The following is a 19,118-nucleotide window of genomic DNA, read 5'->3' on the forward strand; positions in this document are numbered from 1 at the left end:
GAATCCATGGACGACAGAGACCTGCTGCGCATCGGCATCCTCGTTGCCGGCGCGTTGCTGATGCTGGCGATCTGGTACTTCGGCTCCCGCCCGCGCAAGGAGCAGCAGGGCCGGCGCCGCGAATCGCCCGCGCCGGCCGCCGCCGCGCGCCGCGAGCCGCAGCTGGACGACGATGGGGAAGGCGAGGGCGCCGAAGCCGCGGGTGGCGAGGTCAGCCAGCCCGAGCTGGGCCTGGAGGAGCCGGCGGCGGCGTCGACCAGCACCCTGGGCAAGCGCGAGATCCAGGACTTCGACAAGATCGTGTCGCTGTACGTGGCCGCCCGTGCCGGCAGCGTGCTGCGTGGCGAGGACATCGTGGTGGCCGCGGAGAAGACCGGCATGGTCTTCGGCCACATGAACGTGTTCCACCGCCTGCTGGAGGGCCATCCGGACCGCGGTCCGGTGTTCAGCATGGCCAGCATCATCAAGCCCGGCAGCTTCGACATGGCCAACATCCGCGAGCTGGAGACCCCGGCGATCGCGTTCTTCCTGACCCTGCCCGCGCCGGTCCCGGCGCTAGACGCCTGGGAGAAGATGCTGCCGACCGTGCAGCGCATGGCCGAACTGCTGGACGGCGTGGTCCTGGACGAGAACCGCAACGCCCTGGGCCGCCAGCGCATCGCCCATATCCGCGACGAGCTGCGCGCCTACGACCGCCAGCACGAAGCGCCGCCGCTGACCAAGGCGCCGCGCTGGTAGGCGGCGCCGGCGTGCCGCCATGGCCATCCCGGCCCGGGCCACGCCACCCTTCGTCGTCCCCTGCCTGGAGCACACCTGGCGCCTGTCCCGCGAGGGCGTGGGCGGTTTGTGGACCGGGTCGTTGCGCCTGGGCCCCGTCCGGAGCCCGCGCACCCGATGCTTTCGCCCCGGAGCGCTGGCTGTCGCGTGGCCGTGACTGTGAAGCGGACCCGCGCATGCCCGCACCGCGTCCGCAACCGTGCATGCGCGTGGATTCCGACGCCTGCCGGAACGACGGGCCTCGCGCCCCGGCAGCCTGCAGCCTGCCCGGCGCCTACGCCGCCGCCGCCCGCGCCGGCGCGAGCAGGGCGAACACCTCGCGGAAGCGCGCCATCTCCTCCCCGGTACCCACCGTGACCCGGACCCGGCTGGGCCACACCGGCCAGCTGCGGCCGATCAGCACCCCGTGTCCGGCCATCGCCGCGGCGAACTCCCTGCCGTCGGTGCCGACATCGACCATGAAGCAGTTGGCCTGCGAGGGCAGGCAGGGATAGCCGCGCGCCTGCAGCCAGGCGATGGTCTGGTCGCGCACCAGTGCATTGGCCCGGCGCCGTTCCGGCACCAGGCCCGGATCGCGCAGGCTGGCCAGGCCGGCGGCCAGGGCGGTGGCCGGCAGCGGATTGCTGCCGAACGCCGCCAGCTTCGCCAGCAGGTCGGGGCGGCCCAGGGCCAGGCCCAGGCGCAGGCCAGCCATGCCGTAGATCTTGGAGAAGGTACGCAGCACGACCACGTCGGCGCCGGCGCGCACGTGGTCCAGCATCGAGCGCTCCTGGCTGTACTCGATGTAGGCCTCGTCCACCAGCAGCACGCTGCCGGCGGGCTTGTTCGCCAGCAGCCAGTCCAGCTCGGCACGCGCGGTCACCGAGCCGGTCGGGTTGTTCGGGTTGCACACGTAGACCAGGCCCGCCTGCGGCGCGGCCGCGGCCATGGCGCGCACGTCGTGGCTGCCGTCGGCGCGCAGCCGCACCCGGTGCACGGCCGCGCCCTGCGCGGCGGCGGTGTCGGCCACTGCCTCGAAGGTCGGGTCGGCCAGCACCAGCGGCCGCTGCGGGCCGGTGAAGGCCAGCGCGGCGCGGTCCAGCGGGTCGCTGGAGCCGGCGTAGACGGCCACGTGGTCGACCGGCAACCCGTGCTGGTGCGCGAACTCGGCGGCCAGCCCCCCGCGCAGGCCGAACAGGTAGCGGCCGCTGGCGGGCAGGATCGCGCGCACCGCCTCCTGCGCGGCGGGCGAGGGACCCAACGGGCATTCGTTGAAGTTGAGCAGCACCGGCCCGGCACCGGCGGTGGCCGCCGCCGGCGCGGCCGCCTGCAGCGCGGCCGGGAGCGCCCCGGCGGCCAGGCCCGCGGCGGCCAGGCTGCTGCCGCGGAGGAAGGATCGACGGGACAGTGGGCTCATCGACGGAAGATGCAGTGGCGGTCCCCGCACGCTAGCGCCGCCGCCGGCGCGGCGGCAAGCGTCTGTCGGCGCTCACCGCGCGGCGGGTAAGATCGTGCCCCCGAACCACGTCGCGTGCAGATGACTTCCAGCCCGGCCCCCGCCGAACGTGCCGCCGACCTGCGGCGCAGGATCGAAGACGCCAACCGCCGCTACCACGAGCTGGATGCGCCCAGCATCACCGACGCCGAATACGACGCCCTGGTGCGCGAGCTGGAAGCGCTGGAGGCCGCGCACCCGGAACTGGCCGCGCCCGATTCGCCGACCCGCCGGGTCGGTGCCGCGCCCTCGGCGCGCTTTGCCCCGGTGGTGCACGCGGTGCCGATGCTGTCGCTGGGCAATGCCTTCAGCGACGAGGAGGTGGCGGATTTCGTGCGCCGCATCGCCGAGCAGCTGGACCGCCCCGAGCTGGTGTTCTCGGCCGAGCCCAAGCTGGACGGCCTGGCGATCAGCCTGCGCTACGAGGATGGCGCGTTCGTGCGCGGCGCCACCCGCGGCGACGGCGCCACCGGCGAGGACGTGACCGCCAACCTGCGCACCATCGCCGACATCCCGCAGCGCCTGGCCGGCCGCGGCTGGCCGAAGGTGCTCGAGGTGCGCGGCGAGGTGTACATGGCCCGCGCCGCGTTCGAGCGCTGGAACGAGCAGGCGCGCCTGCACGGCGGCAAGGTGCTGGCCAACCCGCGCAACGGCGCCGCCGGCTCGCTGCGCCAGCTCGATCCCCAGGTCACCGCCAGCCGCCCGCTGAGCTTCTACGCCTATGGCGTGGGCCAGGTCGAGGGTGGCAGCCTGCCGGACACGCATTCGGGCACCCTGGCGAAGCTGCGCGAGTGGGGCTTCCCGGTCAGCGACCTGGTGCAGGTGGTGCGCGGCACCGACGGCCTGCTGGGCTACTACCGCGGGATTGGCGAGGCCCGCGACGGCCTGCCGTTCGACATCGACGGGGTGGTCTACAAGCTGGACGACTACGCCGGCCAGCGCGAGATGGGCTTCGTCGCGCGCGCGCCGCGCTGGGCCATCGCCCACAAGTTCCCGGCGCAGGAACAGTCCACCACGGTCGAGGCGATCGAGATCCAGATTGGCCGCACCGGCGCCGCCACCCCGGTGGCGCGGCTGAAGCCGGTGCACGTGGCCGGCGTGGTGGTGACCAATGCCACCCTGCACAACGCCGACCACGTGGCGCGGCTGGACGTGCGCGTGGGCGACACCGTGATCGTGCGCCGCGCCGGCGACGTGATCCCCGAGGTGGTGCAGGTGGTGCCCGAGCACCGCCCGGACGGCACGCAGCCCTGGACCATGCCAAGCCACTGCCCGGTATGCGGTTCGGAACTGGTGCGCGAGGAAGGCGCGGCCGTATGGCGCTGCAGCGGCGAAGCCGCCTGCCCGGCGCAGCTGAAGGAAACCATCAACCACTTCGCCTCGCGCCGGGCGATGGACATCGACGGCCTGGGCGACAAGTACGTCGAGACCCTGGTCGATGCCGGCATCATCCGCGGCATCGCCGACCTCTACGGCCTGGGCCGCGACCAGCTGCTGTACCTGAAGCTGGTGCTGGACGCAGAGTCGCCCGAGGCCCTGGCCGGCGCGGTGCAGCCGCACCTGCAGCCGGGCGAGGGCAGCGGCGCCGCGCTGGCGGCGCTGCTGGCCCTGGACGGCGGCGACGAGGGCTGGCGCATGCGCGCCCTGGGCCTGCCGATTGCCTTTGCCTGGAACCGGAAGAAGATCGCCACCCGCTGGGCCGAGAACCTGGTCGCGGCCATCGAACACAGCCGCGACACCACTTTGGCGCGGTTCCTCTACGCGCTGGGCATCCAGCACGTGGGCGAGAGCACGGCCAAGGCGCTGGCGCAGTGGTTCGGCGACCTGCAGCTGGTGCGCCGCCTGCCGTGGCCCCTGTTCAAGCGGGTGCCGGACATCGGCGGCGAGGTGGCGCGCGCGATCGGCCACTTCCTCGACCAGCCGGCCAACCAGGAGGTGATCGACCGCCTGCTGGAACGTGGCGTGCGCATCGGCGACGCGCACCCGCCCTCGCCGAAGCTGCGCGAGGGCCTGGACCTGGCCACGCTGCTGGTGGACCTGGAGATCCCGAAGGTCACCGCGGTGCGTGCCGCGCAGCTGGCGGCCGCCTTCGCCGACGCCCAGGCGCTGCTGGATGCCCCGGTGCACGCCCTGGTCACTGCCGGCCTGCCGGCGGAGAGCGCCAACGCCCTGGTGGCATGGCTGGAGCAGGAGGCCAATGCCGCACTGTTGCTGCGCAGCGCGCAGGCCCAGGCCGAACTGCTGGCCCTGGTGCCGCACCAGGCCGGGCAGGGCGCGGGCCCGCTGGAGGGCAAGACCGTGGTGCTGACCGGGACCCTGGCGGCGATGAGCCGCGACGAGGCCAAGGAGAAGCTGGAGGCGCTGGGCGCCAAGGTCGCCGGCAGCGTGTCGAGGAAGACCAGCTTCGTGGTCGCCGGCGAGGCCGCCGGCTCCAAGCTGGCCAAGGCCGGGGAACTGGGCATCGAGGTATGGGACGAGGCGCGCCTGCAGGCCTTCCTGGCGGAGCACGCATGAGCGCGGACGACTGGCGCCCCAGCGCGCAGATCGAGGCGCTGCGCCTGCGCGCGCGGCTGTACGCGCTGGTGCGCGCGTTCTTCGCCGAGCGCGGCGTGCTCGAGGTGGAGACCCCGATCCTGTCCGAGGCCGGCAACACCGAACCGAACATCGAGAGCTTCACCACCCGCTTCAGCGGCCACCGTTCGGCCGGTGCCGACCTGCGCTGGCTGCGTACCTCGCCCGAGTACCCGCTCAAGCGCCTGCTCGCGGCCGGGATCGGCGACTGCTACGAGCTGGGCCGGGTATTCCGCAACGGCGAGGCCGGCGGCCGCCACAATCCCGAGTTCTCGATGCTGGAGTGGTACCGGGTGGGCTGGGACCACCTGCGCCTGGCCGAGGAGACCGTGGAGCTGGTGCGCGCGGCCCTGGCCCTGGCCGGGCGCGATGCCCAAGTGCGCAGCACCACCTACCGCCAGCTGTACCTGGACCTGGCCGGGGTGGACCCATTCCTGGCCAGCGAGGCCGAACTGCGCGCCTGCCTGGATGGAATCGCCATCGATCCGGATGGGCTTGGCCGCGACGACTGGCTGGACCTGGTGATGACCCACCGCATCCAGCCGTCGTTCGCCGCCGACCGCATCACCGTGGTCCACGACTGGCCGGCCAGCCAGTGCGCGCTGGCGAGGATCCGCCCCGGCGACCCGCCGGTGGCCGAGCGCTTCGAGCTGTACCTGGGCCCGCTGGAGCTGGCCAACGGCTACCACGAGTTGACCGACGCGGCCGAACAACGCGCCCGTTTCCAGCGCGACGGCCGGGTGCGCGCCGGCCGCGGCGCCACGCAGCCGCCGCTGGACGAGCGCCTGCTGGCCGCGCTGCAGGCGGGCATGCCCGATTGCGCGGGCGTGGCCCTGGGCATCGAGCGCTTGCTGATGGCATTGGCCGGCACCGGCCGCATCGCCGACGTGCTCGCCTTCGACTTCGCGCGAGCCTGAACGTCCGCGCATGCCGTTCACCGCGCATTTCGCCTGCAAGGCCACAATCCCGGGGCAATGCCTGGACGGGAATCGGAACACGATGGTTGAGGGGAACCGTGCCGTTGCCGCCTGGATCCTCGCCCTGCTCGCGGGCGCGGCCTGGCTGGCGCCGCTGCCCGCGCCGGCGTCCACGCTGCCGGAGCAGGTGCGCTGCGCGTCGCACGACGCGCGGCGCGTGCATTGCCCGATGGACACCTCCCGCGGCGTGGTGCTGGTGCGCCAGTTGTCGCAGAACGCCTGCATCCGCGAGTCGGACTGGGGCGTGGATGCGCACGGCGTGTGGGTGGCGCGCGGCTGCCGCGCCGAGTTCCGCGCGCCTCCGGCGGCCGATGTCGCCACCCGCCGGGTGGTCCGCTGCGAATCGCGCCGCGGCCGGGTCGAGAGCTGCCCGGTGATCCTGCGCGGTGCCCCGGTGCGGCTGCTGCGCGAACTGGCGCTGGCGCCGTGCCGGTACGGCGAGAGCTGGGAGCTGGGCCGCAACGAGATCCGGGTTTCGCGCGGCTGCAAGGGCGAATTCGAGATCGGCGACCCGGAAACCGGCTTCCCGCCGGGGCCGCGGCTGCTGGAATGCGCCTCGCGCGACCATCGCCGCCGCAGCTGCGGCACCACGGTCGAGCGCGGGGTCGAGCTGGTGCGCCAGCTGTCCTCCGCCGCCTGCGTGGAGGGCGTCAGCTGGGGCTGGGACGCCGGCCGGGTCTGGGTGGACGAGGGCTGCCGCGCCGAGTTCGCGGTGGAGTAGCCGCGCGCGCCGGTAGAATGGCGCGATGGATACCGCCTTCGATTTCGACCGTTACGACCATATCCGCCCGATCCTGTGGACCGGCGAGGCGCTGGAGCTGCTGGACCAGCGCAAGCTGCCGTTCGCGGTGGAACACGTCACCTGCCGCGACAGCGACGAGGTCGCCCAGGCGATCCGCGACCTGGCGGTGCGCGGCGCGCCGGCGATCGGCATCGCCGCGGCCTGGGGCGTGGTGCTGGCGGCGCGCATGGTCGAGGCCGGCGACGGCGCGCAGGCGCTGCAGAAGCTCGAGCCCGCGCTGCAGCGGCTCAACGCGGCGCGCCCGACCGCGGTCAACCTGGCCTGGGCGCTGGCGCGCATGCGCCGCGTGCTGGCCACGGCCGGCGCGGACTGGCGCCAGGTGGCCGCGCGCGAAGCGCAGGCCATCGCCGACGAGGACCTGGCCGCCAACCGCCGCATGGGTGCGCTGGGTGCGGCCATGATCGCGCCGGGCAGCGGCGTGCTGACCCATTGCAACACCGGCTCGCTGGCCACCGCCGGGTTCGGCACCGCGCTGGGCGTGATCCGCGCCGGCATGGCCGAAGGCCGCATCGCCAAGGTGTTCGCCGGCGAGACCCGGCCGTGGCTGCAGGGCGCGCGCCTGACCGTGTGGGAACTGCAGCAGGACGGCATCGACGCCACCCTGATCGCCGACTCGGCCGCCGCCCACCTGATGAAGACCGGCGCGGTGCAGTGGGTGGTCGTCGGCGCCGACCGCATCTGCGCCAACGGCGACACCGCCAACAAGATCGGTACCTACCAGCTGGCCATCGCCGCCCGCCACCACGGGGTGAAGTTCATGGTCGTGGCGCCGTCCTCGACCGTGGACCTGGACACCGCCAGCGGCGAGGCGATCGAGATCGAGCAGCGCGACCCGGGCGAACTGCACGGCGTCGGCGGCGTGCGCACCGTGGCCGAGGGGATCGCCGCCTGGAACCCGGTGTTCGACGTGACCCCGGCGGAACTGATCGATGCCATCGTGACCGAGCGCGGCGTGGTCGAGCGCCCGGCCGAGGCGGGGATGCGCGCGCTGTTCGCGGGCTGACCTTTTGCGGGTGGGGCGTCCCCGTCGCTGGCGAGGCGCGCCCATCCCCGGCAAGCGGGCGGGCCGCAGCGCCGGCGGAATGACACGGGGCAGGCAGAAGGGCAGGGCGCCATTGCGTCGACCCTCGCCGCCAGGCCTGCCGCGGCGACCGCACCCGCATCCGCCGCGTCCCTACGGGCCACGCTGCAGCAACCTGCCGCACCCAACGCCGGCCAATCACCCGGCCGCTTGCGTCCGGACCGGCCCGAAGCGCGGGAAAAACGCCGCCTGCATGGTGCAAGTCCTTGTTTTTCCGTTGGATAAGCTGGCCGGGCAAGGCCTTTCCGTGATACCATCCGCAGGTTGATTCCGGCGGAGCCAACTGGCTCCGCCGCCATGTTTACGGGCCGCTGCTCGCAGCCACGGGGAAGCCCGGCACCACAGGACGCAAAGCACCCGATGACCGATCTCGCCAAAGAAATCATTCCGGTCAACCTAGAAGACGAAATGCGCCGCAGCTACCTCGATTACGCCATGAGCGTGATCGTCGGCCGCGCGCTGCCGGATGTGCGCGATGGCCTGAAGCCGGTGCATCGCCGCGTGCTGTACGCGATGAACGAACTGGGCGCGCACAGCAACAAGCCGTACTACAAGTCCGCGCGCATCGTCGGCGACGTCATCGGTAAGTACCACCCGCACGGCGACCAGTCGGTGTACGACACCCTGGTGCGCATGGCCCAGCCGTTCTCGCTGCGCTACCTGCTGGTGGACGGCCAGGGCAACTTCGGTTCGGTCGACGGCGACTCCGCCGCGGCCATGCGCTACACCGAGGCGCGCATGGCCCGCATCACCCACGAGCTGCTGGCCGACATCGACAAGGAAACCGTCGACTTCCAGCCCAACTACGACGAGAAGGAGCTGGAGCCGTCGGTCATGCCGACCCGGTTCCCGAACCTGCTGGTCAACGGTTCGGCCGGCATCGCCGTGGGCATGGCCACCAACATCCCGCCGCACAACCTCACCGAGGTGGTGAACGGCCTGCTGGCGCTGATCGACGACCCGGAGCTGGACGTCGACGCGCTGATGCAGCACATCCCCGGCCCGGACTTCCCCACCGCCGGCATCATCAACGGCGTCGGCGGCATCCAGCTGGCCTACCGCACCGGCCGCGGCCGCGTGCGCATCCGCGCCCGCGCCGAGATCGAGGTGGCCGACAACGGCCGCGAGTCGATCATCGTCACCGAGATCCCGTACCAGGTGAACAAGGCGCGGCTGATCGAGAAGATCGCCGAGCTGGTCAAGGAAAAGAAGATCGAGGGCATCTCGGAGCTGCGCGACGAGTCCGACAAGGACGGCATGCGCATCTACATCGAGGTCAAGCGCGGCGAGTCCGCCGAGGTGGTGCTCAACAACCTCTACCAGCAGACCCAGCTGGAATCGGTGTTCGGCATCAACATGGTGGCGCTGGTCGACGGCCGCCCGCAGCTGGTCAACCTCAAGCAGATCCTCGAGGCCTTCCTGCGCCACCGCCGCGAGGTGGTGACCCGCCGCACCATCTTCGAGCTGCGCAAGGCGCGCGCCCGCGCCCACGTGCTGGAAGGCCTGACCGTCGCGCTGGCCAACATCGACGAGATGATCGAGCTGATCAAGACCTCGGAGAACCCGCAGGTGGCCAAGGAGCGCATGCTCGGCCGCACCTGGGAGCCGGGCCTGGTCGGCGCGCTGCTGGCCGCCGCCGGCGCCGAGGCCTCGCGCCCGGACGACCTGCCGGCCGGCGTGGGCCTGGTCGAGGGCATGTACCGCCTGACCGAGGTCCAGGCCCAGCAGATCCTGGAGATGCGCCTGCACCGCCTGACCGGCCTGGAGCAGGAGAAGCTGACCGAGGAATACCGCCAGCTGCTGGAGACCATCCGCGGCCTGATCGAGATCCTCGAGGATCCGGAAGTGCTGCGCCAGGTGATCCGCACCGAGCTCAACGAGCTGAAGGCCGAGTACGGCGACGACCGCCGCAGCGAGATCCGCGCCAGCGAGGAGGACCTGGACATCCTCGACCTGATCGCGCCGGAGGACGTGGTGGTGACCCTGTCGCACGCCGGCTACGCCAAGCGCCAGCCGGTGTCGGCCTACCGCGCGCAGAAGCGCGGCGGCCGCGGCCGCGCCGCCGCCGCGACCAAGGACGAGGATTTCATCGACCGGCTGTGGCTGGTCAACACCCACGACACCCTGCTGACCTTCACCAGCAGCGGCAAGGTGTTCTGGCTGCCGGTGCACCAGCTGCCGGAGGCAGGCTCCAACGCCCGCGGCCGCCCGATCATCAACTGGATCCCGCTGGAGGAAGGCGAGCGCGTGCAGGCGGTGCTGCCGGTGCGCGAGTACGCCGAAGGCCAGTACGTGTTCTTCGCCACCCGCAACGGCACGGTGAAGAAGACCCCGCTGACCGAGTTCGCCTTCCGCCTGGCGCGCGGCAAGATCGCGATCAACCTGGACCAGGACGATGCCCTGGTCGGCGTCGCGCTCACCGACGGCGGCCGCGACGTCATGCTGTTCGCCTCCAACGGCAAGGCCGTGCGCTTCGACGAGTCGGAGGTGCGCGCCATGGGCCGCACCGCCACCGGCGTGCGCGGCATCCGCCTGGCCGAGGGCGAGCACGTGGTCAGCCTGGTGGTGCCGGACGGCGAGGGCGACATCCTCACCGCGTCCGAGCGCGGCTACGGCAAGCGCACCCCGCTGTCGGAGTACCCGAAGAAGGGGCGCGGCACCCAGGGCGTGATCGCGATCCAGACCAGCGAGCGCAACGGCAGGCTGGTCGGCGCGATCCAGCTGTCCGAACAGCACGAGGTGCTGCTGATCTCCGACGCCGGCACCCTGGTGCGTACCCGCGCCGCGGAGATCTCCCAGGTCGGCCGCAATACCCAGGGCGTGACCCTGATCCGCCTGGCCGAGGGCGAGTCGCTGCAGGCGGTCGAGCGCGTGGACGCCTCGCTGGACGATGCCGAGGAGGGCGTGCAGCCCGCCGCGGCGGAGCCGGCCGGCGCCGAGGCCCCGCCGGCCGGCTGAGCCCGGCCGCGGGCAACACCCCAGGCACAAGCGCCGAGGGCGGCCAGTGGCCGCCCGCGTCGTATCCGCTGCCGGCGTGGCGCCTTACTGCACGCGGCACTGGCGCCAGCGCACCTGTTCCTCGCGGCCCGGCCGCGGATTGAGCTGCACGCGCACGGTGCGCAGCGCCGGGTAGCGCTCCAGCTCGGCGCAGACCAGCGGCCAGATCGCCTCGATGGTGCCGGTGCGGTCCACCACCAGGGTGTTGTGGGTCAGCCAGAACACGCGGCCGATGCCCGGCTGCAGCGACACCCCGCGCACCACCTCGTTGCGGTAATGCTGCAGGGTGGCTTCGTCGGGGAAGTCCTCGATGCCCGCGTCCTCCGGCAGCCGTTCCGGCTCGCGCGGGGCGACGGCGGGGCTGGCGGCCGGCGCGGCCGCGGCGGCCAGCGCCTGGGGCTCGACGTTGCCGCGCGGGGCGCGCAGCGTGGCCAGGCCGTCCACGAGGGCATCCCCCGACACCACCCCCAGCGCGCCCAGGGCCAGTGCCAGGCCGGCCACGCAGAAGGCCTCGGTCCGCGAGCGGGCCTCGGCCGCCGCTTCCACCTGGGTGCGGGTTTCCGGGCCCACGTAGGGGCGCAGCAGGGTCCACAGCCGGCGGCCGTCGATCACCTCGATGTCGTGGCGTGCGGCCGCCGCCAGCGCGCCGGCGCGCGCGCGGCCCTCGGTCAGCAGGATGCCGTGGCGGGCCTCGGCCAGCTCCATCTCGGCGGCCAGCTCGGTCACGTGGTGGGAGCCGAGGCGGTAGGCGCTGCCGTGCTTGCACGCCAGCAGCCAGCGCTGGCTGCCGTCGGTCATCAGCAGGCGGCTGCCGTCGCCGGGAGGGGCGGCTTCGCCGTGGCCGCGGCCGGCGTGGCGCAGGCCGCGCTGCTGCATGGCCTGGCCGACCAGGGTCGACAGCTCGCGCCAGCGCAGGGCCGCGATCGCGCGCAGGCCGGCGGTCGCGCGGTGCGTGCCGCGACGTACGAACCAGACATAAGGCAGGCCCACGGCAGCCGTGAGCAGGGCCAGGCTCCCCCCCAGGATCCAGGCAGACATCAACTTCCTCGTGGCTCCCCAAACAGCATCGGACCGATGGTACACGGCCCGGGACGCCACCGGTCGCGGGCACGAAAAGGCCCGCCAGTCCAGAAGCCGAGAGGGGAGGGGAGCAAACGGCGAGAGGACTGGCGGGCCGGTTTCGATTCTGCCGAAGCGATTTGTGCTTTGCAACAATGCAGTGGTACCACCGATGGAATGCTGCGTTAGCTGATTCCGGCATCCGGGCGCGGACCGGGGCCGCCGGCGGCCGGCGCCGGGCCCGGGGTCGGCGGCACGGACGGTTCCGGCGCCACGGTGGTGCGCAGCTGCAGTTCCCGGGTCAGGGCGTCGATCCTCGCTCCCAGCGCGTCCAGGTCTTCGCGGGTGGGCACGTCCATCTGCCGCAGGGCCTGCTGGACGCGGTGCTCGAAGGCGCGGCCGACGCTGTCCCAGGCCTCGTTGGCCTTGGCCGTGGCCCGGCCCAGGGCGCCGTCCACGGCCTGGCGCAGCCCTTCCAGGCGCGCGGCGGCGCTGTTCTCGCCGGCCGGGCCCTGGCCCTCGCCGACCGCGCGTCCTTCCTCGGCCAGCTGCTCGAAGAAACGGCTGCCCTCGGCCTGGGCCCGCGCCAGCGCGCCGATGCCCGCCAGCCACACTTGCTGCGCCGATTCACCCAGCTCGCGGGCGAAGCGCCCGGCCTGGGCCTGGATGTCGGCGGCGCTGGGGGTCTCGCGATAGCGGTTTTCAACGGTCATGGCCGGGTCCTCGCGTCGTGGGAAACACACGCGCGTTTCACGGCCGGCCCGCAAAGGCGGCGTGATCCTCAGCCGAGCTTTTCCGCCAGCACCCGGCGGATCTCCGATTCCACCAGCCCCTGCAGGGCCGAGAACACGAAGCCCAGTTCGGCCTGCACCCGCACCTTGCCGGGCAGCAGCTCGATGCGCCCGTCGATGCCGGGGCCGCCCAGGGCCAGGCTGTCGCCTTCCCAGCGGCTGCTCAGGCCATGCCGCTCCTGCAGCCGGGCGGCGATGCCCTCCACCGCCTGGCGGACCTGCTCGGGCGTGCGCGAATGGGCGTGTTCGATATCGATGCGGGACAAGCGTCGGACTCCGTTGGCTGCGGGAAGGGCGCGCGTGCGCACGCGGAACTGGCGGCTGGTGCAAGCGCGCTGATAGTCTGCCACGCATGCAAGAACACGCACTGCACCTGCACTTCAGCAACCGCCAGCAACCCGACCATCCGCTGGCCGCGGGGGTGTTGCGCCTGGTCCGCCAGGCCAACGGCACCCTTGGCCTGGGCGAGGCGGCCGGCGCGCTGCTGGCGCAGTTCTGCCTGGACCGGCGCGGGCTGTGGCTGCAGGTGGCCAACGGCGCGCGCGGCATCCACGTCAACGGCCGCCCGGTGCGGCGCATGGCCCTGCTGCGCGCCGGCGACGCGGTCTATGCCGACGGCGTCGAACTGCTGGTACGGGCCGGGCCGCGTGCGCCGGAGGCCGCGCAGGAGCCCGCGGACGCGGCGGCGCACGAGGCCTGCGTGGTGTTGCGCGGGGTTGGCGGCGCCCACCACGGGCGCTGCTTCACCCTGGCCCAGCCGCGCCTGGTGGGTTCGGTGCACGAGGCCGACATCCGCATCGACGACCCGGCATTCGCGCCGCGCCACGCCATGCTCGAGCGCCAGGGTGGGCAGGTCCTGCTGCGCGACCTGGGCTCGGCCGAGGGCAGCGTGGTCAACGGCATGCCGGTGCGCGACGCGGTGCTGGCGGCCGGGGACCAGGTCGTGTTCGAGGGCCAGCATCGTTTCGTGGTCGAAGCCCCGGCGCTGCCCGACCTGGCCCCCCGCGGCGCGGGCGACACGGCCGAGCCGGCGGCGGCGCCGGCAGCGCCGCCGCGCAGCGGCGTGCGCGTGCCCTGGCTGCTGCTGGCGGCGATCCTGCTGGCCGGAGCGCTCAGTGCGCTGCTGTGGTTCGGTTCGCCCTGAGCCGCAACACCAGGCGCCAGCCGAGCAGCAGTGCGAGGATGCCGGCGTACAGCGCCGGCTCGCGGATGTCGGACTTCACCAGCCACCAGAAGTGCAGCACCGCCAGCACGCCGATGGCGTAGACGGCGCGGTGCAGCTGGCCCCAGCGCCGGCCCAGGCGGCGCATCCAGCCGCGGGTGGAGGTGACCGCCAGCGGCACCAGCAGCAGCCAGGCGAGGAAGCCCACGGTGATGTACGGGCGCTTGGCGATTTCCCCGAACAGTTGCGTCCAGTAGCCGCCCAGGTCCAGCATCAGGTGCGCGCACAGGTGCAGGCAGGCGTAGAAGAACGCGTAAAGCCCCAGCATGCGCCGGAACTGCAGCAGCACCGGCTGGCCGCTGAGCCGGCGCAACGGGGTGATGGCCAGGGCCAGCAGCAGCAGGCGCAGCGCCCACAGGCCGGTGCGGTGCTCGATCTCGGCCACCGGGTCTGCCCCCAGCATGTCGCCACCGGTGCGCCAGACCTGCGCCATTTGCCAGCCCAGCCACGCGGCCGGCGCCAGGGCCAGCGCATGCGCCGCGGCCTTGGCCGCGACCAGGCCCGCTCCGCTGCTCCGGCGCGGCCGGGCAGGAGCGGCAGGCGCGCCGCTCAGTACCACTTGCGCAGGTCCATGCCGGCGTACAGCGCGGCGACCTGTTCGGCGTAGCCGTTGAACGGCTGCGTCGGGATGCGGGCGGCGAACAGCCTGCTCTTGGTCCCGGCGATGCGGCGCTCGGTCTTCTGGCTCCAGCGCGGATGGTCCACCGCCGGATTGACGTTGGCGAAGAAGCCGTACTCGGACGGCTGCAGTTCGTTCCAGGCGGTCTTCGGCATGCGCTCGGTGAAGCGGATGGCCACGATCGACTTGATCGACTTGAAGCCGTACTTCCACGGCACCACCAGGCGCAGCGGCGCGCCGTTCTGCTGCGGCAGCGGCTTGCCGTACAGGCCGGTGGCCAGCAGGGCCAGCGGGTGCATGGCCTCGTCGATGCGCAGGCCCTCGCGGTACGGCCAGTCGATCGAGCGGTAGCGGATCCCGGGCATCTGCCGCGGGTCGGCCAGGGTGGTGAAGGCCACGTACTTGGCCTTCGAGGTCGGCTCGAAGCGGCGCAGCACGTCCGCCAGCGGCACGCCGTTCCACGGGATCACCATCGACCAGCCTTCCACGCAGCGCAGGCGGTAGATGCGTTCCTCCACCGCGATCCCGCGCAGCAGGTCCTCCAGGCCGATGGTGCCGGGCCTGGCGCACTCGCCGTCGACCAACACCGACCAGGGCGAGGTGCGCAGGGTGCGGGGCGCGCGCGAGGGATCGTCCTTGTTGGTGCCGAACTCGTAGAAGTTGTTGTAGGTGGTGGCGTCCTCGTAGCGGGTCGGCTCCTCGTCGGTGCTGAAACCGGCGCGCGCCTGGGCGGTGCTGGTCCGGGCGCGCGGCGGGGGCGGCGGCTCGGCTTCGGCGCAGCCGGCCAGGCCCAGCACCGGGCTGGCGGCAAGCATGCCCAGCAGTCGGCGGCGGTCGCGGTAGACCGCCTCGTCGGTGATTTCGCTGGCGGGGATCCGGGGCAGGGAAGGCGGGCGCATGGCAGGTTCCGGAGGTCGGACGGAAGTGGGACAGCGTCCATGCCGGCGCGGTTCCCCGCGGCGGCGCGGGGCCGGTCTTGGTTGCGCCCGCAACTGGTGCGCTGCGGCATACTACGAGCCCTTTCGTTATGGGTGCTTCATGACGCGCGCGTACAACTTCAGTGCCGGCCCTGCGACGTTGCCGGAAGCGGTCCTGCGCCAGGCGCAGGCGGAAATGCTGGACTGGAACGGGGTGGGCGCGTCGATCGTCGAGCTGAGCCACCGTGGCGCCGAGTTCATGGCCGTGGCCGCGCAGGCCGAGGCCGACCTACGCGCCCTGATGTCGATCCCGGACGACTACGCCGTGCTGTTCATGCAGGGTGGCGCCACCACCCAGCAGGCGCTGCTGGCGCTGAACTTCGCCGCCCCGGGCCAGCGCGCCGACTACGTGGTCACCGGCCACTGGAGCAAGACCGCGATCAAGCAGGCGCGGCCGTACGTGGACGTGCACGTGGTCGCCGACGGCGAGGCCGGCGGCTTCCGCGACATCCCGCCGCGCGCGCAGTGGGCGCTCAGCCCCGGCGCGGCCTACGTGCACATCACCGCCAACGAGACCATCCACGGCGTGGAGTACCGCGGGGCGCCGGACGTGGGCGGGGCGCCGCTGTTCGCCGACTTCAGTTCCTCGATCGCCTCCGAGCCGATCGACGTATCGAAGTACGGCCTGATCTACGCCGGCGCGCAGAAGAACCTGGGCCCGGTCGGCATCTCGGTGGTGATCGTGCGCCGCGAACTGCTGGAGCGCGCCGGCCAGCCGCGCGCGGACATCTTCACCTACGCCTCGCACGCGGCGCGCGATTCGATGCTCAACACGCCGCCGACCTGGAACTGGTACCTGCTGGGCCTGACCGTGCGCTGGATGCTGGAACAGGGCGGCGTGGAGGAGTTCGCGCGGCGCAACGCGGCCAAGGCCGCGCTGGTGTACCAGGCGATCGACGCCTCCGGCGGCTTCTACCGCAACGAAGTCGCGCCGGCGGTGCGCTCGCGCATGAACATCCCGTTCTTCCTGCCCGACGAGGCGCTGACCGCGCGCTTCGTGGCCGAATCGCGCGAGGCCGGCCTGCTGGCGCTGAAGGGCCACAAGGCCGTCGGCGGCCTGCGCGCCTCGCTGTACAACGCCATGCCGCTGGAAGGGGTGCAGGCCCTGGTCGACTTCATGGCCGACTTCCAGCGCCGCCACGGCTGACCCACCGGTTGCGCGGCGGCCGCGGCCGCCGCCAGTGACGACGGAACCCTTCGATGGCATCGAGCAAGAAAACCAGCGCAAGCAAGGCCGTGCCCGCCGCCCGCAAGGCCGCGACCCGCAAGACCCCGGCGCGCCGCGCGGCAGCGAAGACCGCGCCGCCGGTGCTGGAGGACGTGCGCGCGCAGATCGACAGCATCGACCGGCAGATCCAGGAGCTGATCGCGCAGCGCGCGCGCTTCGCCCTGCAGGTCGGCAAGGCCAAGGGCAAGCTCGCCGCGGCGGTGGACTACTATCGCCCCGAGCGCGAGGCCCAGGTGCTGCGCATGGTGGTGGACCGCAACCAGGGGCCGCTGCCGGACGAGGTCCTGGTGCACGTGTTCCGCGAGATCATGTCCGCCTGCCTGGCGCAGCAGGAGCCGCTGAAGATCGGCTACCTGGGGCCGGAAGGAACCTTCAGCCAGCAGGCCGTGCTCAAGCACTTCGGCCGCTCGGCGCACGGCCTGCCGCTGGCGAGCATCGAGGAGGTGTTCCAGGAGGTCGACGCCGGCAACGCCGACTTCGGCGTGGTGCCGGTGGAGAACTCCGGCCAGGGCACGATCCAGGTCACCCTCGACATGTTCCTGACCTCGCCACTGAAGATCTGCGGCGAGGTGGAGCTGAAGGTGCACCAGTACCTGCTCTCGCGCACCGGCCGGATCGAGGACATCGAGCGCATCTACGCCCATCCGCAGGCCTTCGCCCAGACCGCCGGCTGGCTGCGCGCCAACCTGCCGAAGGTGGAGAAAGTGCCGGTGTCCAGCAACGCCGAGGGCGCGCGCCGCGCGCGCGGCGCCGACGACGCGGCCGCCATCGCCGGCGAGAGTGCGGCGCACGTCTACGGCCTGAAGAAGGTCATCATGCAGCCGATCCAGGACGACCGCGACAACACCACGCGCTTCCTGGTGATCGGCCGGCGCCTGTTCCCGCCGTCCGGCCACGACCGCACCTCGATCCTGGTGTTCATCCACGACAAGCCCGGCGCGCTGTTCGACGTGCTCAGCCCGTTCGCGCGCCACGGCATCAGCATGAACCGGATCGAGTCGCGGCCCTCGCACCAGGCCAAGTGGGAGTACGCGTTCTTCATCGACCTGGCCGGCCACGTCGAGGACGAGGCGATGAAGAAGGCGCTGGCCGAGCTGGAGAAGCACGTGGCCAAGGTGAAGGTGCTGGGGTCGTATCCGGTGGCGGTGCCTTGAGGGCGGTGATTGGTGATTGGTGATTCGTTCGCGGCGCTGGAAGGCGCCGGGCGTGCAGACGATGGAGAGCTGATGTCGCAGTCTTCGCAACACTGGATCGCAAGCGCGGGGCAGCCGCTGCGCGGGACGCTGGAGATCCCCGGCGACAAGTCCGTTTCGCACCGTGCGGTGATGTTCGCCGCGCTGGCCGATGGCGTTTCCACCATCGATGGCTTCCTCGAAGGCGAGGACACCCGTGCCACCGCGGCGATCTTCGAGCGGCTGGGCGTGCGCATCGAGACGCCGACGGCGTCGCGGCGCATCGTCCACGGCGTGGGCGTGGACGGGCTCAGGCCCGCCGACGGCCCGCTGGACTGCGGCAACGCCGGCACCGGCATGCGCCTGCTGGCCGGGCTGCTGGCCGGGCAGGCGTTCGACAGCGTGCTGGTCGGCGACGCCTCGCTGTCGAAGCGGCCCATGCGCCGGGTCACGGTGCCGCTGGCACAGATGGGCGCCCGGATCGACACCGGGGCCGACGGTACCCCGCCGCTGCGCATCCACGGCGGGCAGAAGCTGCGTGGCATCGACTACACGCTGCCGGTGGCCAGTGCCCAGGTGAAGTCGGCGCTGCTGCTGGCCGGGCTGTACGCCGAGGGCGGGACCTCGGTGGCCGAGCCGCACCCGACCCGCGACTACACCGAGCGCATGCTGGCCGCGTTCGGCGTGGACATCGAGTTCTCGCCGGGCTACGCCCGCCTGCGCGGCGGCCAGCGCCTGCGCGCCACCGACATCGCGGTGCCGGCGGACTTCTCCTCTGCCGCGTTCTTCCTGGTCGCGGCCAGCATCGTGCCCGGCTCGGAACTGCGCCTGCGCCAGGTCGGCCTCAATCCGCGCCGCACCGGACTGCTGCATGCGCTGCGCCTGATGGGCGCGGACATCACCGAGGAGAATCCCTCCACCCATGGCGGCGAGCCGGTGGCCGACCTGGTGGTGCGGCATGCGCCGCTGCGCGGCATCGAGGTGCCGGAGGCACTGGTGCCGGACATGATCGACGAATTCCCGGCGCTGTTCGTGGCCGCGGCCTGCGCCGAAGGCCCGACCGTGGTCCGCGGCGCGGCCGAGCTGCGGGTGAAGGAATCCGACCGCCTGGCGGCGATGGCCAGCGGCCTGCGCACGCTGGGCCTGCAGGTCGACGAGACCCCGGACGGCGCCACCATCCATCCCGGGCAGCTGCACGGCGGCACGATCGAGAGCCAGCACGACCACCGCATCGCCATGTCCTTCGCCGTCGCCGGGCAGCGCTCGGATGCGCAGGTACGGATCAACGACACCGCCACCGTGGCGACGTCGTTCCCGGGGTTCGACCTGCTGGCGCGTGGCTGCGGTTTCGGCCTGGCGGCCGGCTGAGGA

General features: G+C 72.5%; 16 protein-coding genes. 10 read left to right on the top strand and 6 right to left on the bottom strand.

The features are described 5' to 3' along the window. The first annotated feature begins 6 nt into the window (after positions 1–6). Positions 7–738 (top strand): cell division protein ZipA, encoded by a 732-nt coding sequence (gene zipA, locus EIM47_RS04930; RefSeq protein ID WP_125076291.1) that lies wholly within the window; start codon positions 7–9, stop codon positions 736–738. Between the two features lie 313 nt (positions 739–1,051). On the opposite strand, the gene EIM47_RS04935 is transcribed toward zipA, so the two are convergent. Beyond that, positions 1,052–2,173 carry a pyridoxal phosphate-dependent aminotransferase gene (locus tag EIM47_RS04935; protein WP_125076292.1) on the bottom strand — a complete coding sequence of 374 codons (1,122 nt, stop codon included), beginning with the start codon at positions 2,171–2,173 and terminating at the stop codon, positions 1,052–1,054. Between the two features lie 120 nt (positions 2,174–2,293). Between EIM47_RS04935 and ligA the strand changes: the two genes are divergently transcribed. The 5 genes from ligA (at position 2,294) to gyrA (ending at position 10,640) form a co-directional block, all read left to right on the top strand. Next, positions 2,294–4,765 (top strand): NAD-dependent DNA ligase LigA, encoded by a 2,472-nt coding sequence (gene ligA, locus EIM47_RS04940; RefSeq protein ID WP_125076335.1) that lies wholly within the window; start codon positions 2,294–2,296, stop codon positions 4,763–4,765. Continuing rightward, a complete protein-coding gene (gene epmA / locus EIM47_RS04945) occupies positions 4,762–5,739 on the top strand; it encodes an EF-P lysine aminoacylase EpmA (protein ID WP_125076293.1) in 978 nt (325 codons plus the stop codon). Before ligA ends, epmA begins: the two co-directional genes overlap by 4 nt. Positions 5,740–5,821: 82 nt before the next feature. After that, on the top strand, positions 5,822–6,520 hold the full coding sequence (locus EIM47_RS04950; RefSeq protein ID WP_186828177.1) for a DUF3011 domain-containing protein: 699 nt from the start codon (positions 5,822–5,824) through the stop codon (positions 6,518–6,520). Between the two features lie 25 nt (positions 6,521–6,545). Continuing rightward, a complete protein-coding gene (gene mtnA / locus EIM47_RS04955; RefSeq protein WP_019399908.1) occupies positions 6,546–7,604 on the top strand; it encodes an S-methyl-5-thioribose-1-phosphate isomerase in 1,059 nt (352 codons plus the stop codon). Between the two features lie 438 nt (positions 7,605–8,042). After that, complete coding sequence (gyrA, locus tag EIM47_RS04960) at positions 8,043–10,640, top strand: DNA gyrase subunit A (RefSeq protein WP_026010788.1); 2,598 nt, start codon at positions 8,043–8,045, stop codon at positions 10,638–10,640. An 84-nt stretch (positions 10,641–10,724) separates the two neighbouring features. On the opposite strand, the gene EIM47_RS04965 is transcribed toward gyrA, so the two are convergent. The 3 genes from EIM47_RS04965 to EIM47_RS04975 form a co-directional block, all read right to left on the bottom strand. Further along, positions 10,725–11,717 (bottom strand): restriction endonuclease, encoded by a 993-nt coding sequence (locus EIM47_RS04965; RefSeq protein ID WP_019399910.1) that lies wholly within the window; start codon positions 11,715–11,717, stop codon positions 10,725–10,727. Between the two features lie 206 nt (positions 11,718–11,923). After that, complete coding sequence (locus EIM47_RS04970) at positions 11,924–12,451, bottom strand: phasin family protein (protein ID WP_019399911.1); 528 nt, start codon at positions 12,449–12,451, stop codon at positions 11,924–11,926. Positions 12,452–12,519: 68 nt separating this feature from the next. Further along, complete coding sequence (locus tag EIM47_RS04975) at positions 12,520–12,795, bottom strand: polyhydroxyalkanoic acid system family protein (RefSeq protein WP_125076294.1); 276 nt, start codon at positions 12,793–12,795, stop codon at positions 12,520–12,522. Between the two features lie 86 nt (positions 12,796–12,881). On the opposite strand from EIM47_RS04975, the gene EIM47_RS04980 reads away from it, so the two are divergent. Continuing rightward, complete coding sequence (locus EIM47_RS04980) at positions 12,882–13,673, top strand: FHA domain-containing protein (RefSeq protein ID WP_028914649.1); 792 nt, start codon at positions 12,882–12,884, stop codon at positions 13,671–13,673. Here the strand turns inward: EIM47_RS04980 and msrQ are convergent. Continuing rightward, positions 13,642–14,250 (bottom strand): protein-methionine-sulfoxide reductase heme-binding subunit MsrQ, encoded by a 609-nt coding sequence (gene msrQ, locus EIM47_RS04985; RefSeq protein WP_125076336.1) that lies wholly within the window; start codon positions 14,248–14,250, stop codon positions 13,642–13,644. The two genes, EIM47_RS04980 and msrQ, sit on opposite strands and share 32 nt — an antisense overlap. Before the next feature lie 50 nt (positions 14,251–14,300). Next, positions 14,301–15,269, bottom strand: coding sequence for a protein-methionine-sulfoxide reductase catalytic subunit MsrP (msrP, locus tag EIM47_RS04990; protein ID WP_028914648.1), 969 nt, complete (start codon positions 15,267–15,269; stop codon positions 14,301–14,303). A 139-nt stretch (positions 15,270–15,408) separates the two neighbouring features. Between msrP and serC the strand changes: the two genes are divergently transcribed. From serC to aroA, 3 genes are all read left to right on the top strand, one after another. Beyond that, complete coding sequence (gene serC, locus EIM47_RS04995; protein ID WP_028914647.1) at positions 15,409–16,494, top strand: phosphoserine transaminase; 1,086 nt, start codon at positions 15,409–15,411, stop codon at positions 16,492–16,494. Between the two features lie 53 nt (positions 16,495–16,547). Beyond that, positions 16,548–17,729, top strand: coding sequence for a prephenate dehydratase (gene pheA / locus EIM47_RS05000; RefSeq protein ID WP_019399917.1), 1,182 nt, complete (start codon positions 16,548–16,550; stop codon positions 17,727–17,729). A 72-nt stretch (positions 17,730–17,801) separates the two neighbouring features. Further along, on the top strand, positions 17,802–19,115 hold the full coding sequence (aroA, locus tag EIM47_RS05005; RefSeq protein WP_028914646.1) for a 3-phosphoshikimate 1-carboxyvinyltransferase: 1,314 nt from the start codon (positions 17,802–17,804) through the stop codon (positions 19,113–19,115). Positions 19,116–19,118 lie beyond the last annotated feature (3 nt).

Origin of the sequence: Pseudoxanthomonas sp. SGT-18, assembly GCF_003931645.1 — a bacterium.
In the GTDB taxonomy this organism is placed as follows: Bacteria; Pseudomonadota; Gammaproteobacteria; order Xanthomonadales; family Xanthomonadaceae; genus Pseudoxanthomonas.

Coding starts and splice junctions, on each gene's coding strand:
- zipA (WP_125076291.1), top strand. CDS start 7: ATGGACGACAGAGACCTGCTGCGCATCGGCATCCTCGTTGCCGGCGCG.
- EIM47_RS04935 (WP_125076292.1), bottom strand. CDS start 2,173: ATGAGCCCACTGTCCCGTCGATCCTTCCTCCGCGGCAGCAGCCTGGCC.
- ligA (WP_125076335.1), top strand. CDS start 2,294: ATGACTTCCAGCCCGGCCCCCGCCGAACGTGCCGCCGACCTGCGGCGC.
- epmA (WP_125076293.1), top strand. CDS start 4,762: ATGAGCGCGGACGACTGGCGCCCCAGCGCGCAGATCGAGGCGCTGCGC.
- EIM47_RS04950 (WP_186828177.1), top strand. CDS start 5,822: ATGGTTGAGGGGAACCGTGCCGTTGCCGCCTGGATCCTCGCCCTGCTC.
- mtnA (WP_019399908.1), top strand. CDS start 6,546: ATGGATACCGCCTTCGATTTCGACCGTTACGACCATATCCGCCCGATC.
- gyrA (WP_026010788.1), top strand. CDS start 8,043: ATGACCGATCTCGCCAAAGAAATCATTCCGGTCAACCTAGAAGACGAA.
- EIM47_RS04965 (WP_019399910.1), bottom strand. CDS start 11,717: ATGTCTGCCTGGATCCTGGGGGGGAGCCTGGCCCTGCTCACGGCTGCC.
- EIM47_RS04970 (WP_019399911.1), bottom strand. CDS start 12,451: ATGACCGTTGAAAACCGCTATCGCGAGACCCCCAGCGCCGCCGACATC.
- EIM47_RS04980 (WP_028914649.1), top strand. CDS start 12,882: ATGCAAGAACACGCACTGCACCTGCACTTCAGCAACCGCCAGCAACCC.
- msrP (WP_028914648.1), bottom strand. CDS start 15,269: ATGCGCCCGCCTTCCCTGCCCCGGATCCCCGCCAGCGAAATCACCGAC.
- serC (WP_028914647.1), top strand. CDS start 15,409: ATGACGCGCGCGTACAACTTCAGTGCCGGCCCTGCGACGTTGCCGGAA.
- pheA (WP_019399917.1), top strand. CDS start 16,548: ATGGCATCGAGCAAGAAAACCAGCGCAAGCAAGGCCGTGCCCGCCGCC.
- aroA (WP_028914646.1), top strand. CDS start 17,802: ATGTCGCAGTCTTCGCAACACTGGATCGCAAGCGCGGGGCAGCCGCTG.